This window comes from Bacillus salitolerans (genome assembly GCF_042680805.1).
Lineage (GTDB): Bacteria > Bacillota > Bacilli > Bacillales > SA4 > Bacillus_CJ > Bacillus_CJ salitolerans.
Window position 1 is genome coordinate 1 of record NZ_JBHUEM010000026.1, and the last position, 16,560, is coordinate 16,560.

Annotated in this window: 20 protein-coding genes and 1 pseudogene; 5 read left to right on the forward strand and 16 right to left on the reverse strand. The window is 36.0% G+C overall.

Translation table 11 applies throughout. From position 1 onward, the window contains the following. Positions 1–334: 334 nt before the first annotated feature. Positions 335–742: a GyrI-like domain-containing protein gene (locus ACFSCX_RS15465; RefSeq protein WP_377929155.1), complete on the reverse strand. Its 408-nt coding sequence runs from the start codon at positions 740–742 to the stop codon at positions 335–337. A gap of 447 nt (positions 743–1,189) precedes the next feature. On the opposite strand from ACFSCX_RS15465, the gene ACFSCX_RS15470 reads away from it, so the two are divergent. After that, positions 1,190–1,426 carry a DUF3977 family protein gene (locus ACFSCX_RS15470; RefSeq protein ID WP_377929156.1) on the forward strand — a complete coding sequence of 79 codons (237 nt, stop codon included), beginning with the start codon at positions 1,190–1,192 and terminating at the stop codon, positions 1,424–1,426. A 12-nt stretch (positions 1,427–1,438) separates the two neighbouring features. Here the strand turns inward: ACFSCX_RS15470 and ACFSCX_RS15475 are convergent, their stop codons facing one another. From ACFSCX_RS15475 to ACFSCX_RS15490, 4 genes are all read right to left on the reverse strand, one after another. After that, positions 1,439–1,747 carry a DUF962 domain-containing protein gene (locus ACFSCX_RS15475; protein ID WP_377929157.1) on the reverse strand — a complete coding sequence of 103 codons (309 nt, stop codon included), beginning with the start codon at positions 1,745–1,747 and terminating at the stop codon, positions 1,439–1,441. A gap of 90 nt (positions 1,748–1,837) precedes the next feature. Continuing rightward, entirely contained in the window at positions 1,838–2,800 is a 963-nt protein-coding gene (locus ACFSCX_RS15480; protein WP_377929158.1) for an ABC transporter permease, read from the reverse strand. Then, positions 2,787–3,740, reverse strand: a complete 954-nt coding sequence (locus ACFSCX_RS15485; protein WP_377929159.1) for an ABC transporter ATP-binding protein — start codon at positions 3,738–3,740, stop codon at positions 2,787–2,789. The genes ACFSCX_RS15480 and ACFSCX_RS15485 overlap by 14 nt, the downstream gene beginning before the upstream one ends. Before the next feature lie 2 nt (positions 3,741–3,742). Further along, positions 3,743–4,897, reverse strand: a complete 1,155-nt coding sequence (locus tag ACFSCX_RS15490) for a COG1470 family protein (RefSeq protein WP_377929160.1) — start codon at positions 4,895–4,897, stop codon at positions 3,743–3,745. Between the two features lie 161 nt (positions 4,898–5,058). Between ACFSCX_RS15490 and ACFSCX_RS15495 the strand changes: the two genes are divergently transcribed. The 4 genes and pseudogenes from ACFSCX_RS15495 to ACFSCX_RS15510 all read left to right on the forward strand — a co-directional run bounded on the left by ACFSCX_RS15495 (position 5,059) and on the right by ACFSCX_RS15510 (position 8,179). Continuing rightward, positions 5,059–5,586 (forward strand): RNA polymerase sigma factor, encoded by a 528-nt coding sequence (locus ACFSCX_RS15495; protein ID WP_377929161.1) that lies wholly within the window; start codon positions 5,059–5,061, stop codon positions 5,584–5,586. A gap of 14 nt (positions 5,587–5,600) precedes the next feature. After that, the gene (locus tag ACFSCX_RS15500; protein ID WP_377929162.1) at positions 5,601–6,272 is read left to right on the forward strand and encodes a hypothetical protein; all 672 of its coding nucleotides are present in this window, start codon (positions 5,601–5,603) and stop codon (positions 6,270–6,272) included. A 618-nt stretch (positions 6,273–6,890) separates the two neighbouring features. Beyond that, positions 6,891–7,750 (forward strand): annotated as a pseudogene (locus ACFSCX_RS15505) (helix-turn-helix domain-containing protein). Between the two features lie 54 nt (positions 7,751–7,804). Then, complete coding sequence (locus tag ACFSCX_RS15510; protein ID WP_377929163.1) at positions 7,805–8,179, forward strand: VOC family protein; 375 nt, start codon at positions 7,805–7,807, stop codon at positions 8,177–8,179. 136 nt (positions 8,180–8,315) lie between these two features. On the opposite strand, the gene ACFSCX_RS15515 is transcribed toward ACFSCX_RS15510, so the two are convergent. The 11 genes from ACFSCX_RS15515 to ACFSCX_RS15565 all read right to left on the reverse strand — a co-directional run bounded on the left by ACFSCX_RS15515 (position 8,316) and on the right by ACFSCX_RS15565 (position 15,927). Further along, positions 8,316–8,534 (reverse strand): hypothetical protein, encoded by a 219-nt coding sequence (locus ACFSCX_RS15515; RefSeq protein WP_377929164.1) that lies wholly within the window; start codon positions 8,532–8,534, stop codon positions 8,316–8,318. Between the two features lie 162 nt (positions 8,535–8,696). Further along, a complete protein-coding gene (locus ACFSCX_RS15520; RefSeq protein ID WP_377929165.1) occupies positions 8,697–9,158 on the reverse strand; it encodes a hypothetical protein in 462 nt (153 codons plus the stop codon). Positions 9,159–9,398: 240 nt separating this feature from the next. Then, positions 9,399–9,974 (reverse strand): ATP-binding protein, encoded by a 576-nt coding sequence (locus ACFSCX_RS15525; protein ID WP_377929166.1) that lies wholly within the window; start codon positions 9,972–9,974, stop codon positions 9,399–9,401. Positions 9,975–10,114: 140 nt separating this feature from the next. Further along, positions 10,115–10,306, reverse strand: a complete 192-nt coding sequence (locus ACFSCX_RS15530; RefSeq protein WP_377929167.1) for a hypothetical protein — start codon at positions 10,304–10,306, stop codon at positions 10,115–10,117. Between the two features lie 84 nt (positions 10,307–10,390). Next, the gene (locus tag ACFSCX_RS15535) at positions 10,391–10,576 is read right to left on the reverse strand and encodes a hypothetical protein (RefSeq protein ID WP_377929168.1); all 186 of its coding nucleotides are present in this window, start codon (positions 10,574–10,576) and stop codon (positions 10,391–10,393) included. 467 nt (positions 10,577–11,043) lie between these two features. Continuing rightward, positions 11,044–11,463 carry a universal stress protein gene (locus ACFSCX_RS15540; RefSeq protein ID WP_377929169.1) on the reverse strand — a complete coding sequence of 140 codons (420 nt, stop codon included), beginning with the start codon at positions 11,461–11,463 and terminating at the stop codon, positions 11,044–11,046. A 14-nt stretch (positions 11,464–11,477) separates the two neighbouring features. Continuing rightward, complete coding sequence (locus tag ACFSCX_RS15545; RefSeq protein WP_377929170.1) at positions 11,478–12,926, reverse strand: SulP family inorganic anion transporter; 1,449 nt, start codon at positions 12,924–12,926, stop codon at positions 11,478–11,480. Positions 12,927–13,022: 96 nt separating this feature from the next. Further along, entirely contained in the window at positions 13,023–13,976 is a 954-nt protein-coding gene (locus tag ACFSCX_RS15550) for a hypothetical protein (protein ID WP_377929171.1), read from the reverse strand. Positions 13,977–14,054: 78 nt separating this feature from the next. Beyond that, positions 14,055–14,663, reverse strand: a complete 609-nt coding sequence (locus tag ACFSCX_RS15555) for an FMN-binding negative transcriptional regulator (protein ID WP_377929172.1) — start codon at positions 14,661–14,663, stop codon at positions 14,055–14,057. 386 nt (positions 14,664–15,049) lie between these two features. Next, positions 15,050–15,655 (reverse strand): SdpI family protein, encoded by a 606-nt coding sequence (locus tag ACFSCX_RS15560; RefSeq protein ID WP_377929173.1) that lies wholly within the window; start codon positions 15,653–15,655, stop codon positions 15,050–15,052. Then, positions 15,652–15,927 (reverse strand): autorepressor SdpR family transcription factor, encoded by a 276-nt coding sequence (locus ACFSCX_RS15565; RefSeq protein ID WP_377929174.1) that lies wholly within the window; start codon positions 15,925–15,927, stop codon positions 15,652–15,654. The genes ACFSCX_RS15560 and ACFSCX_RS15565 overlap by 4 nt, the downstream gene beginning before the upstream one ends. Between the last annotated feature and the right edge of the window lie 633 nt (positions 15,928–16,560).

Sequence of the window (16,560 nt, forward strand, 5' to 3'; positions counted from 1 at the left end):
AGAGTAAAATAGTGGGGGCAATTTCCTCTTTATAAGAAAAAATGAAAAACTAAGATAAAAAGAGATATTTAAAGTAAGTGTCCTAAATAAGGGGGCCAACCCGGAGTTGCTGATAATTTTACGGAACTTGACGATAAAATCGACCAAGTTGATGATAAGACTCGATCAAACTATAAAAATAGCTGAATTTCATTTTCAAATATCCACAAAATTGATTCAATAGCTTATTCAACTGTAAAAACTCCTACATTTAGTAAAAAAGAACATTTTTTTCGTCGATATCAAGCATAACTCTACTAATATTATCTCTTGACCGCAATTCATAATTACATAGCTACTTAACTGCTATATGTATCTCAATTTTTCCATTAGGACAGTATTTCTCAAAATCATACGTGTAAGCTCTTCGCAAGCTCCCGCTCTCCTCACGGTTCCAGATCTCTTTCCACGTGTTGATTACTCCGTGCTCATCTGCTTGATCGACAATAAATATTTCATAGCTAGATTCATCAGTAATTTGAATGCTAGATTCATGGTCATTGCTTTCGATAGCTACGCTTACTGTGTAATCACCCTTATAATCACTTTCGTAATCATGATACACACCATAGGTAATCACATTTCGATTGTCCAAAACACTAGATGCCTCATTCCACAGCCCGATAATTTTTTGCATGATAAGCTCATCTTTAAAATTATTTGTTCTCACACTGTTAACAATCTTTAAGTCCAATGTTTTCACCATCCCATTTTGTTAATTATTGGTTATTTCAACAATGATTTATTATTTCCTTCTTTTTTATCCATTTTGCAATAATCCCTTCGCGCTATTAATATGTGTAAAATGATGGTATATGGTAAATAAAAAATAGATTCAATATAAAACTATATCTAAGAGGGATCACTTGATGGGCAGAGTTGCTACTCTATGAATAATCATTTTCGTAGATATTGGATTGATTTTATGGTGGATAATCCTTGGCATTTACATGTATTTTGAAGGGATATGTAAGCTGCTTGATTACTGACTGCATCTACAATGATTTTGTATATCTTCCTATCGACTGTGCTAATTCTTATACTACTTCTTCTATCAAATCTACAGCTTATGCCTTTTTCCCATCCATCTATAAATGTCACGTTCACAATGGTACAATCTTGTTAGACTTCATAAAAGGGTGATTTCTCAATGAAATATATTGAATTTGGTATAGGGAATAGGTGGTTGATTCGTACGGAAATAGAATACGAAGACGGCTCAGAAATAGAAGAAAGAGGAATGATGGGTCCTATAAATTTTCGGTCCTTCTACATACGGATTTGGATGAGAAGAACAGTTCTAATCCTTGATTCCAAAGATGGGTTCAAGAAACAAAGAAAGAACCGTAGTCAAGTAAAACTTATAGTTGGAATTACAAGCTATTAAGAGATTAAACAATCATTTCGGTAGTATCTGTTTTCCGGTAAGTAGCTCAAAGCTCTTCATAAAAAACCACATAAACCCTGCATAAAATCCAAGGAACGGATGTTTAAATGATGCGGGTTTGTTCTTTTCAAAGTAAAAATGTCCAATCCATGATAATACATAATGTAAGACAGCCAAGCAAATTGTTACATAAAGATTAATAAATAAGAATACCCATGCTAGAAAGGCAAACAGAAATGCAAAATAATGAAGAATTTGATTCCACTTGTTTTGATGCGCCTTTTGATAACGGACTAAGTCATTTTTTAATGTTTGATTCATTTGGAACACCTCATGATAACTATATCATTTTTTAACGTAGTTCGAGGAAATAAATACCCCTCCCTTTTCGTGGGAGAGGTATTTTTTCTCTTACGTTCGAATTTCCTGTCTCATAAAAATGATATAGCTAATGGCAAAACATATTAAAGTTCCCGCTAGAAGAGCTAAACATTGTGGCCAGATTAAAAGTAAGCTTTCAGCTAGTGGTAACGGACTTGGAATAGCACCTACGACCTGCTCCATCGATAGAGGTCCTAGTGTACGGATTTCTGGTGTGAGTAAAATAGTCGTAACCTCACTAAATAAATAACTTGGATTTACTCGTGATAGATTGGTAATGAGCTCTTGACTAGAAACTGCCTCTTCCATTGTTGCTGTCTCTGTTTTTGGAGCAGTAGCCCCACCAATCATGCTGATAATCATGGCAAAGAAGATAGAGAAGAACAACCATACTCCAAGACTTGCAAGTGCCGAGGTGGCTGCCTGACGAAAACGAACCGAGCAGAGAATTGCTAGGTTCAGCCAAAAAGCTACGTACACCACACTTGAAAGTATATACACAATGATTCTCCAAAACTCTTCCCACGAAGGCAATAATCCAATTGACAGAATCGCTAGAGCTGTGACAATAAGCCCTAACGATAGTAACATTCCACCAATTAGTAGTAGAGATGCAGTGAACTTTGCATTAATGAGATAATCCCTTGGAATAGGCTGTGCCAGTACGCGTGGAAGCGTACGGTTATTTCGTTCGGAATTGATTGCATCAAACCCTAGTCCAATCCCTAGTAACGGACCTAAAAAACTAATAAACGTAATGAACGGTGGTAGCGAGCTGTCCGGATCCGATATTGTAAACATTTTCAAAAACAAAAATGCATCGTCAGCATCAATTGATTGAGCAGCATCCCTAATATTTGAAAGCGCCGTGTATAAAGAAGCCATGCAAGTCAACAGTAGTAAAATGATGATAATAAGAAACCTCCAGCTCATGACTTGATCACGTAATTCTTTTTTAACCATTACCCAAAACGATTGATTACCTCCCACCATGCACTTTACCTCCTTCAAAATAGCGATGATAAATATCATCAAGTCCGTATTTCCGCTTTGATATAGCGGTCAATTGATAGCCCCTTTGAATGATAGATTGAGCAAGTTGGGAGGTAACATCCCTTCTACTTCGAACAACAATCTGCTTATTATCAGAATTTAAAGTAATCACATGTTCTACTTGTTTAATAGCTTGAAGTAGTTGTTCATCCATATCGTCAACATCTACAATCGTTGTAACCTCCTCTTGCTCAAATAGCTGATTTGATAACTCCTCAATCGTTCCACATGCTACAAGAGTACCATCAACAAATAAACCGACACGATCACAGATTTCTTGGACCTGATATAGATGGTGAGAAGAAAGTAGGACGGTGATACCGACGCTTTTACTTAAGGTTTTAATCAATTCTAATAGCTCTTGAACACCTTTTGGATCAATACCTAGCGTAGGTTCATCAAGGATGATGACTTCTGGACGTTTAATTAATACATCTGCTAGCCCTAATCTCTGTTTCATACCACGTGAATATGTCCTCACCTTGTTGTTCGCAGACTCCTCCAAACCCACCTGCTTTAATATGGACCGAGCTTCATCAGCTGCTTCCTCTTTCCCAATTCCATTTAATTGAGCTGTGTAGGTAAGGTTCTCCAAACCAGTCAGGTCATCATAGAAACCGATATTATCAGGTAAATATCCTACTTTTCTTTTGACTTCTATCGGCTTGGTAGTAGAATCGAACCCACAGACTGAACATGAACCACTTGATGGCTCGGTCATACCTAGAAGCATGAGAATGGTGGTAGATTTTCCGGCTCCATTTGGACCGAGTAAGCCAAATACTTCCCCTCGATGTATAGTTAACGATAAATCCTTTACAGCCATTTTTTCCTGATAACTTTTACTTAGTTGGCTAATCTCTATAATGGGTTCCTTCATGACTATCTTCTCCCATACTTTCGCATGACGTAAACGATTGCTGCCACTACAGCCAGCATTATTAGTATCGCTACCCAGCCTACAAACATGGAGGTTTCCACCTGCATCCTAAAGGTTGCAGTCCCAGATGCTTCAGGGGTTTGAGACGAGATATCTACAATATAGTCACCAGCAATTGCTTGATCACTAGCAGAAATAGTTGCCATCACTTTTTCAGATTGACCCGGCTCAATTTTCTTTATTTCAGATGGGTCAAATGTTACCTTCCAGCCAATCGGTTGACTCGCTTTCAGTGAAATATCACGTAATTCTGATGTACCTGTATTTTCAACTACTAGCTCAATTGTTTTCTCACCTCCTGCTGTAACATCTTCACTAAGACGACCAGATGGTGTTGTCAAATTCATATCATATGTTCCGGTTACAGCTGCTTCGAGTGTTACTTCACTACTAGTTGAGTTGTTCGTTGCCATAATTGGAACAGGATAAATACCAGATTTTACCTGTGAAGGCGGAGTAATAACGGTTGTAATATCCTTCTCAGCGTTCGAATCCACGGTTATCGAGGTAACACTTTTTCCATCGACTTCAAACTTTACATCCCAGCCACGTTCAACTTCTGCAACGAGTGCATATGTTTGTTCCTGGGCAGTTCTGTTTTTTAACGTGAGCTTATAACGGAAGGTGGAATCCGAGCTTCCCTCCATGTTCGCCTGTTCCGTCGTGAGCTCGGTTTTAAATACACCTTTCTCACTAACGACAACCGATAATGGTATCTTATCTGTGATGCCAGATGAACTCATAGTGACAACTGAAAAATGATATTCCCCCTTTTGAACTTGCAGTGGAACCTCAACATCAAGTGTGAAAGCTTGCTCAGCTTGTGGTTTAACGGCTATCTCCTGCACGCTCCGTCCACTAGAGGTAATTTCATAATCCCAATCCTCGGGTACGCCATCTAGACGAAACGAAACTTGTTGAACATTTTCAGTAGCATTTATCAAATCCATTTCATACGTAATTGTTTCACCAGGAGTAACCGTAATCCCCGTGTAAGGTGTATACAAGGTGATCCCACCCGCGGCGAATGATTTCCCTTCCAATAGAGGGACAATAAGAACTACCAAACCTACCATTAAAGCAAAACACTTTTTCACTTTACATCTCCTCCGGTTGATTATTTTTCATAAATGTATACGAATTTTTTTAAAAGGTAGATTTACAAAAAAAAATTTTTTATGATAAATCTAAAAGTGAATCTGATTCGTAGTTATATATAGAAGAAAAGCTGAAATGCACATAGCATGAGGTGATTTGAATGAAAACGGAGGGTAAAAACCTACAATTAAATACGTTACAGGACTTCTCACATTTTTACGATTCGTATATAGGAATTGTGTATCGTATCTCACTAAACATGTTAAAAAACACTCAGGATGCTGAAGATGTATGCCATGACGTGTTCCTTGAAATTTATAAGAATCCCAGCAGTTACAACCCAGATCGAGGCAGTATCGAGGCATGGATAGCTGTAAAGACAAAGTCACGGTGCTTGGATAGGATCAAGAGGAAAAAACGTACCGAGCTTGTTTCAGGTTCAGATCATGTAGAACCAATAACTCCAGCGGACTGGGTTGAGGACCAAGTCGTCCAAAATGATACGAAACAAGCACTTCTTCAAGCACTTGAGAAAATTCCAAAGCCACAGCGAGATGCCGTATACGGTAATTTCTTTCTACATCAGTCACATCAAGAGCTTGCCCATTCCTTGCAAAGACCGCTTGGTACTGTGAAATCACTTGTAAGATACGGATTGAAAAATATGAAAAAGCACTTACATATGTAAATGGGGTGAGAAGTTTGAGCTGTTTATATGAAGAAAAAGTAGTAGATCTAGCCCTAGAGAAAGTGGAAGTAGCGGAAGAGCTACGTATTCGCAAGCACATGGAAACATGTCATCCATGTAAGGAACTATATGAATACTGGGACAATATGTTCGATGCACAAAGTGTGACGATTCCGTCTATAAAAATCAAATTAACAATTGTTTGCTCTATTCTAGTTGAACGATTGAAACAGCGTGCTGTCTTACTACCAGCATTGATTATGGCTTCCTTGTTACTAATGGCCAACGTTCTGCAGGCCGAAGATCCTAAAAATAGGACTGTTCCGTTTAATTCTGAAAATAGTCCATTTCTAGTAAAGACTGATACAAGAATCTATGATTTAGTCCCTGATGTATCAAATCCAGTCTCTGGTTACGCTTGGATTAATACGTCCTCGGAGGAATTAATGTTAGTCATGGAAGGACTCAAGCCTTCGATGCTTAATGAATACCAAGCGTGGATTCAAACGAAGAATGAACTAAAGGATGCTGGGATCATCATGATTAGTGGTCAAACAGGGCAGTTATATATTAAAGATAGAACGGTCCCAATGCTTGAATATATTATTATCAGCCAGGAGCCACACGGCGGAAGCTTTCGTCCAACAGACCCGAATGCTTTTTTACTAAAATTAAATCAAAAATAAATTCAGCACCAATCATACATGATTGAGGTGCTGAATTTTTTATTTCGAAAAACATTAACTTGGTTTTTCGTATAAGCATAATACGGAAGAACTGCGTAAAAAATAAATATACACCTAGAGGAGGTATGACCCATGCTCGATAACCACCTTGTTGTATTACTGTTCCTTTCCATATGAAGTATGATCGTAACTTCTGTTTATAGTAGCATTATTATTGCTCAAAACAACAAATTAAAAAAACAGTTAAACAATGAATGAAAATCTCAACTCTGCCATGAAAACGTAAAACAGGATGTTTACCATTGAGTGAATATCGAGCTATTAATGGAATTGGTGGATACTAGTAGTCTCCATTACTAAGTGTATTTTTTAAGTTATTCGTAAAAAATGTATCTATTAATATAATGAAGCCTAGCTAGGGATAACCTCTGCTTTTCTTTGAGTAAGATCGTTTTCTAAAGTCCTGTTGTATTCATGAGGTCATACTTTCTTTATCCCAAATAAGAGAATATAGATACTAATTAACAATTCGTAAATAATGTTGGAATCTATTAAATCATATATAATGATAAATAATGGAAATGATGACTAGATACAATAACATTAAGAGGATTTTATATGAGTAAAACGGAATCTAATAACTATATCCTTCATGCTAAAAGCAACCGATTTTATTGGGAAGGTAACGGTCAACTTTCAATAAAGACATTTTCAAATGGGAAAGCCTTTTACAAAACGAATCGTGGATTTTTTTCTGTTGAGGAAAGTCGGTATCTACTTCTTAATCAAGGTTCATATACCATTTCAATTGATGAAAAGAGCGAAGTAGAGTCTTTTTGTATTTTCTTTAAAGAGGGGTTTGCTGAAGAAGTGTTACCTACATTATTCAAGTCAACAAACTCTTTACTTTCTAATCCAGAGTATCAATCAAACACATCGAATTTTTTGAAAAGACATATCCTATAACGCCAACCATACATCGTCTATTGGTATCCCTTAAAAAAGATTATGTGGAATTTGAAAAGGATAAGTTATGGTTTGATGAGCAGTATTATCTCCTTATGCAAAACATGTTACTGGTTCATCTTGATTCCATTCGTGAAATGGAATCACTCAACAGTATTAAACTATCAACACGCGAGGAGCTATATAAACGAATTAGTATCGCACATGATTATATTAGGTGTTGTTATACCGATCCAATCAACTTACAAGAAATAGCAACTATTGCCTGCTTATCACAAAACCATTTGTTAAGGACTTACTCACAAATATATGGAAAGACACCTCATCAGCACATTTCTGAAATGAGAATACAAAAAGCTAAAATGCTCCTTATGAATTTGGAATTAAATATGACGGATATTACCTTTCAAATAGGCTTTCATAATCCGGTCTCCTTCAGTAAGTTATTCAAGACATATACTGGATTTTCGCCTCTGCAATATAGAAAAAAGGTGATTTTGGATAAGAAATAGTGAAAGAAATGGTTTATGATCATGGTGAAATCGAAATGAAATGGAGAGATCAATATGCAAAAAACTTTAATAAAAAAAATCAATCAAATTGGAGTTCCTGTAAAAGACATCAATAGAGCGGTAGAGTTTTATAAATCTCTTAATCTACCGCTTCTTTTCTCAACAGATACAATGGCATTTTTTGATTGTAATGGAACACGCCTTCTTCTGAGTTTACCTGAAAAAGAGGAATTTTCTCATTCAAGCTCTGTCATTTACTTTCAAGTGGAAAATATAGAGGAAACGTATGAGAAATGTAAAAACGATGGATTAGTTTTCATAGACGAGCCCCATTTAGTAGCAAAAACGGGTGGCACTGAAACTTGGATGACGTTTTTTAAGGATACAGAAGGCAATACCCATGCGTTCGTAAGTGAAATAGAAGGATAATACTTGCATACAGGATGCCTGAACTTTCATACAACGGTATCCTGTATTGATATGGATAAAGATAGGTGATATTTTGTAATCACAGCAAATCCTACTCTCAACTAGTGAACAATTTTCACATGAGAATGCCAACATACTACCTTTTACCTTTCCTTAGTTCTTCTATTAACAATAAGGTAGAAAAAAGAATGGTGGCACTTAAAAATATGATTGAAAAGATTAATGCACTCATGGCCGAATTAAAGATTCCACTTGATACTTCTCCGCCACCACTACTCCCTAACGCGGCACTAAATAATATCGTTCCAACTATACCAACTAGTAACAGAAAAAACGCAACAATATATTTTTTCATCTTTTGTCCTTTCCACAAACTTATTCACAACCACTTATCAGCATGATTCAATAGTTAAGGTCGCTCGATTATTTTACCATACATTTCATAGACTCGGGCCGAGTAAGCGGCATAAATTCTGTTGAAGGAGAACAGTGGAGATTTCCTAGAAATGATATCTTTTTATCTTTTTATTTTCTCAAACAAATACTGTACTCCATATAATAGATAGGCTTTATAGTGGATGTATAAAAAAAACTGAAAATGATTTAATCGATGTAGTCGAGCGATTTTAAGTCTTTTAAGAACTTCAGTGAAATAAAACGCAAAGATTCCATCAGCAATCGCATTAAGGAGGATGAATTTTTTAAAGTTTCCAAATGAGGATTTAAGTAGCCACATGGAAAGAGGCATATACGGTCCAATACTAAATGGTAGTTCATCCCTAACAAATGATTTTGGTTTTTCGTAAAACTTCCACCATTTTCGCTTTCGTCCATACATATGATTAACGATTTCAAACATAACAATAAAGGCGCCAGCAATAGAATAACGCTTAATACTACGCTTTCCGATAAATAGCAATGATAACCACGGAATCAGTACGAAAGTCAAATTAAATATCAAGTGCCGCCTTGAAAACATGATTTTTCACCATCCTATCTTTTTCTCTCATTTAGAATCTCCACTTTCCCCTAAAAAAACCAACAATTTTCTGCCCTCACCCTTTCTTCGATTCAATCGATGAACATATGAAAAACCCCTTCGCACTTTACGAAGAGGTTCCTTAATAATTGAGAATCTGGTTAATGCTTATAAGTGTGCAAGCAGATGTAAGCTTTTTATGTAATAGAGAACAATGTATTCCCGTTACTGAGAAAATAGTTACGCTTTGAACGCGTTATAAGTTTGAGCAATCTGGCAAATCTTTTGAACGACAGGCAGAACTTCATTTGAATCCCTAATGATAAATAAATGATTGGCTTCGCCTTCTACTGGGGCGACCACGTCAACTTGTAGTGAGTCAGACTGTTGGCGAGAAAGCACTTCCTCAAATGTAGAGGCGCTCCTAAAAATCGTTGTACTCCGTTCACTATTAGTAACTCGTTCTCGAAGAACCTCATCTGGTATATCAAAGCTAACAAGGATACTGATAAATCCTTTTTGATGAAAATCAGCAAGTAATTCTTCGCGATTTTTCCTAGAACGATTGGAATTACAAAGGATAACATGATAGGGAGTCTGATTGACTGTGTAATCCACGATGGTTTGAGTAATGGCGTATTTGATTGCATTAGGTCCTTTCTTAGGTAGTAAGCTTTTATAAAAAGTATTAATAAACTCAGCATGGTTATCTTGGTCAATGACCAAAGCGTTCGGCAATTGCTGTTCTAATGCTTTCGCAAAAGTTGTTTTTCCACTATGCGTTTTCCCGACTGTTATGATGACCAACCTCTTCATAAAATACACCGCTCTCAATCGTTGTTATTTTCAACTATCTATAAAAGTTGACTTTCTACATTTTACGCGTTACTTCACTCGTAATGGAAGCACTTATGGACAATTTATAACGTGAGATTCTCGTGTTATTAAAATATAGATTAATAGAATAAATAAATCGAAAAACCGATAATGACTAATACGAGCAGTATTATATAAAGGGACAGAAGCCTTGTTACATTGCCCTTTGTGGACTTTTGATAATTTTGATCACTTTTCCCGGCTAGTGTAATTGTTGCAAAGAATCCACCTACTAATAGTAGAACTCCTAACGAGGATAATAATATAACCATTGTTAACCTCTCCTGTTCCATTAAATATTCATATATTAGATATTCTATTTTACTATAATGAGACTATTGATATATGTATCGGCATTAGAATGACTCAAAGATACTCCTAATGATCCCTCTGAATAACCAAAAAATCATTCTAAACGGTAAAAGAATTAGTTCCGGTACCCACATTAACACATCAGAAATAAAATCTCCAAACGTGTATTTATCATTTTTCTTCTTGTTTTTTCTCATTTTTTCTTTCTGTTTATTCCACCATTCTTTCATTGCATCCACCTTTTACATAACCATTTACAAGCTTTTATATAACATATTCTACAGCAGTTCAAGAAATATTTTCATTATTCTAGGGAAAATTAGCTAAACTTTAAAAGTCTAACTCACTACATGATTCAGACTCCCCCAAAATTATGATTTTATTTCATACCGTCCAAGAACAAAAGGCTCAGTGCGCCCCGTTTAGCCTCGGGCAAAGCAAATGTTCCTAAATGCGAAAAAGGGTGCGTTTCTCCTTTTTCTCATTAGGGATATTTGACCTCGAGTAGGATGAAATCGTCGCCATTTCATCTTGGCTGGGTGCTGGAGCTGGATTTCAAGTCACTAGCCGATTCTCTTGCTGAAAACTTTTAGTAATTAAAATAGATCGCGATTTGAGTACTCAAGGACAAAATAATCTTTTAAATTGATAGACATGCCCCCGAGTTATGTCATAGAGAAACACCATAAACATTCATTTATTTTACAATGAGTACAGGGCAGTTTGCTCGCTTTGCCACCTTATGACTGACACTTCCTAATACAAACTCTTGCAGGCCGTTTAATCCTCTACTACCTATGATGACAATGTCGAAGTTATTTTTATTTGTGTACTCTACTATAGTAGGGCCCGGTTCACCATGAAGAACCGTAATTTTATAAGAAACCCCGGCCTCTTGAGCCATACGTTCTACTTCGTTCATGCGTTCCTTCCGCTTATCTCCTAAATCAGCAGTATTCCAATTACTTAATACTTCGGATTTTGCTTTTCCCATATCCACTACATAAACCACTTCGATTAATGAGTCTTCGGTACATTTTGCAATATGAACGGCATTGTCAGCCGCTCTTTTTGAGTGCTCTGAACCATCTGATGCTAATAGGATTTTTTTATACATCTCTATTCCCCCCATTAATGTGATCCAAGTTTATTTGCCAATTTATTTACTAATTCGCTACTGTCCTCATTTAATCCTGTTACATTGACCACGATGTTATTTTCTTCGAATTTATTCACAACCTTATCCACGGCTGCAACGGCAGAGTCATCCCATATATGCGAACGACTTAAGTTGATTTCAACATGACTAACATCTTCCCTGTAATCAAACTTCGTTAACAGTTCCGTAACAGATGCAAAAAATAGTTCACCATTTATCTTATATTTCCTTGTATTCCCTTCTCGTTCACTAACTACACGAACGCTTGAGATTTTGGAGACAAAAAAGATAGCACTGAGTAAGATTCCTGTAAACACCCCAATTGCAAGATTGTGCGTGAAAACAACTGTTACTACCGTAACAATCATCACAATGGCATCACTCCTTGGCACAAGGTGAAGCGTTCTAATCGAATTCCAATCAAATGTACTGATTGCTACCATAATCATCACTCCCGCTAATGCCCCCATTGGGATCTGGACCACTATATCCCCTAGAACCACAATTAAGAACATGAGAAATATCCCTGCTACTAACGATGAAAGTCTTCCTCGTCCGCCAGACTTTACATTAATAACTGACTGCCCAATCATAGCGCAGCCCGCCATTCCTCCAAAGAATCCAGTAATGATGTTTGCGATACCTTGTCCCCTGCTCTCCATATTCTTATCACTTTGTGAATCGGTCATGTCATCGACAATGGTTGCGGTTAATAATGACTCTAATAAGCCTACAACTGCAAGAGCCAATGAATAGGGCAAAATAATCATCAAGGTTTCAAAATTAACCGGAATATCTGGCAATAGAAACGCTGGCAATGTTTTTGAAATAGTCCCCATATCCCCAACTGTTCGTACCCCATAATTCATAAAGATACTTATTGCTGTTATCGTAATAATCGCAACTAATGTAGAAGGTACAGCTTTTGTAAGATAAGGAAAAAGGTAAATAATTGCTAATGTGAGTCCAACTAACCAAAAGACGATATATTTTTCATCGTAAAAGTGTTGAAGCTGCGATGTGAAAATGAGGATAGCTAACGCATTTACAAACCCCACCATAACCGATCTAGGAATAAACTTCATGTATCTCGCTAACTTAAAAACACCAAATACGATTTGAAAAATGCCCGTTAAAATAGTCGCTGCTAATAAATACTGAACTCCGTGATCTGCTACTAGATCAATAAATAACAACGCCATAGCACCCGTTGCAGCTGAAATCATTCCAGGTCTTCCACCAATAAATGCTATTGTTACAGCAATTGTGAAAGAAGCATATAACCCTACCATTGGGTCAACACCTGCAATAATCGAAAAGGCTATCGCTTCTGGAATTAAGGCAAGAGCGACAACAATCCCTGACAAAATATCTCCCTTCACATTGCCGAACCATGTTTGTTTATACGTTACATCACCCATCAGACTTTCCTCCTTTAGTTGTAGTATGTACAACTAAAAAGAAGACATGAAAACAAAAGAAAATTCGACAAGTGACTGTCACCTGTCGAATTTTTCTTACGCATCTTGTTTTTTCAGCATTTCAATTAGATGAAGTAGTTCTATTTTCCAAATACCATCTTGTGTTTTTAAGCTTAAGGCCGTTGATTCTGAATGTACTCCGATTGATACTTTGATGAGTACAACCGCATAATTTTCTGTACTATTTTCTTTGCTAAGATTAATGGAATCATAATACCGGTATTTCATAATCATTTGAGAGTCCTGTTTTGATAAATATTTATCATAGTCTTTTACAAAATCGGTTTCATTTGGAAGGGTTCCATCATCATATACGATGTCATATAGATTATACCGATTTCCACTTGCGATGAGGTGTAAATAAACAAGAATCATTTCCTCTGGGGTAAATCCAATCAATTGTTTGCTGTCCTGATTATGAAGATATTGCTCAAATTTTTGTTTTTTGGCGCCACTTAACCGATCAAGATACGTAAAGCTAGAAGGGGTCCCATTATCTGAATCTGCCTGACTTTCATTATTCTCTGAAACCGTTTGATTATCTTTTTCTAGATTAAGTAACATATCATATACTGCACCAATAACAGATGACTGTTTTGCAAATTCTTCGCTTTGCAAAAGCTTCTTTTTCTTATATGAATATGCATCCCAATCGACACTTAATGTTATTTCTCCAGTACTAGCCTTTAAAATGACTTGTTCATATTTTTCCTTGATTTGGATGATTAAATCATATTCCTGATTTATATCTTGTTCTTTATCATACAAAAGAACTTTTGGATGATTACTTGATTTATAAATGACATTATTATAAACATTGGCATTATTTCGTCCAAATATCGCTGCTTCATCGGAAATCATATAGTTTGATATGTTAAATACATCGATTTCTTCTAATTCCACGATATTTACTTCTTCTTTCGAACACCCACAAATGATCAATAATAATAAAAGAGAAATTAAACCTTTCTTTATACCACTCGCCTCCATCACATCATCCGCACACTTTTGACATCCTTCCATTAAATGATAGCTTATATTCTATACCAATAGTACTAAACTCTTTTTTTATTGAAGATTTTTTTTCATTAGAGATGCTATTTCTTTTTGATTATGTTGTGTGGAATTTTCTAGATGCTGAATAATTAACTCTTGTCGTTGAATTGATTGGTTCTGACTTAATTTAGCTTTCGCATCAATCTTTGTTATCTTTATTTTGAAAGCGACGATTCCTCTACTCATTCCTTCAACATAACGAGGTTCTACTTGATTCAATTTGTAGGAGCTATTTGGTGCTTCATATTGATCGACTAAATCACTTAATAATTGGAATGCCACTTGCTCATCTTCAATGATTTCCATTTTCCCATATACATGTATAGACACATAATTCCAAGTAGGTACTGCCCGAGTTGTTTCGTACCATGAAGGTGAAATATAGCAGTGTGGGCCTTGAAACACTGCAAGAACTTGCTGGTTTTCTGCATCCTTCCATTGCTCGTTTGGACGGGCAATATGACCATATAACTCTTTTTCATCTCTATTTAATTGTAGTGGGAGATGAGTAGCATATGGTTCTCCATTATGTTGTGAAAATAGTATTGCGAAGCTATTTTTTTCGATATAGTCATAAATAACATCTTCATCCGTAATCTCATAATGTTTTGGTATATACATATTGGTTTCACCTCATATTCAAGTAAAATTTGATTCAAATTATTTACATTCTATAAAATACTGAATCTATACGTAAGTGCCAGATTGGAAATATTTATAGGTGCCAATTTTTAAGGCAAAGCTACATCTGCTAAATCTCCTTCTTTTGCTGAATAAAGGGAGCATTTCTCCATCTTTGTTAATTTCCATCACAGCTTTTCAGGGTTTCTTACTCTTAGGGAAAAAATATTACCACAAGTACTACAAAAATATGCCTCTACTTCAGAACACTTCACGATTGCGTTTTTCTTGAATAATGATCCATACCCTTTAAATTCGCCTATCTTTGTTTCTGTTGAGCCACATTCAGAACAAGCCTTAGCATTAGTCAAAGAAACTCACTCCCATCAATTTGTTAAATGTGTCTGATAGGCTCGATACGAAAAATAAAACGCGACAAGGAGTGTACAGAAAAGTATAGAAAAGAAGCCAATCAGCAGCAATGATCCTGGAAGAAACACACAAAATAACATGATTGAACCACCCATATAAAGTGGTAAAGAAAATGGACGGACAATAATGTTCCATGCGTGATAAGTAGATTGAGTGAATTCAGAGGATGTTGGGCTGATTTCTACTTGAAATCTCGGAAGTGTATTTGCTGTTGTAATAAGTACGATACCTACGCATATAGGGATGAGTAACATTAAATTAATATCCGTTCCCGTTACTAATAAAATTAAACCCAAATGTAGGATCATCAGTATGAGTGATAAAGACAGAAAGATATTCTCTAATCCTTTTTTATATCGAGCATATAACTCATTTGATCTTAGTAATGTTGGAAGGAAGAATAGTGTGCTGTTAACTAGGATCATCGTAAACGGCATGCTAAATAATATGACTTCTACCGCACCATATTTTGTTTCCTCTAAGGCTGTATTTGTGCCTATTAAGTAAACACTTATACCGAAAGATATAAAAATTAAAACGCCTATACATATTTTTTTCATCGTGAATCCCCCTTTGGATTGGACTGAAACTGAATGATCCATTTCATTACATCTTGGAACACAGTTGAATTTAGAGAGTAATACACATACTGCCCTCTCTTTATGGCATACACTAGCTCAGCATTTTTTAAAACAGATAGATGTTGCGATATCCCTGCTTTACTCATATCAAAATGGTCAGCAATTTCTCCTGCTGTCAAATCCCCCTTTCTTAATAAATCTAAGATTTTTCTTCTATTTTCATCAGATAAAGCTTTAAATAAATCATTGATGGCCAACTAGTAAACCTCCAGTGTCATTATTTAAGTATTTAAGAACTTACTTAATTACTTAAATTATATCAATCTGGTTTTATTTGTCAATCCTTTTCCTTCTAAAAAAAAGATCCCTTCATGCCAGGGATTTTTGCTGCATATTTAGACATCGTGAATTATGAACTAATGGCTTAAAATAACATGGAACAAAAGGCTTAGGACGCCCCGTATTGCCTAAGGAAGTGCAAATGTTCCTAAATGAGAAAAAGGTTGCTTTTCCCTTTTACTCATAGGAACTTTTGAACTCGAGTAGGATGAAATGGCAAAGATCGTCGCCATTTCATCTTGGCTGGGTGCTGGTTCTGGATTCCAAGTCACTAGCCCATTCTCTTGCTGAAAACTTTTATACTTTCTGGTGTATGAAATAATATTTTTACACATAAAAAAGTCCCAAGACTATGCTACGATTGAACTACTTAACCAAGTTAACTCAATCATTTACCAACCCGCCAAGGAGGCCATAGTCAATGAGACTACTTAAGAGTATACAAGGATTAAGAAGAAGTCAATTCGCACAAGAAATTAGAGGAGCTAATTTAGAAAAAGTTTTGCTTGTACCCATAGATGTATCAAAGGTTTTACAAAAAGCGA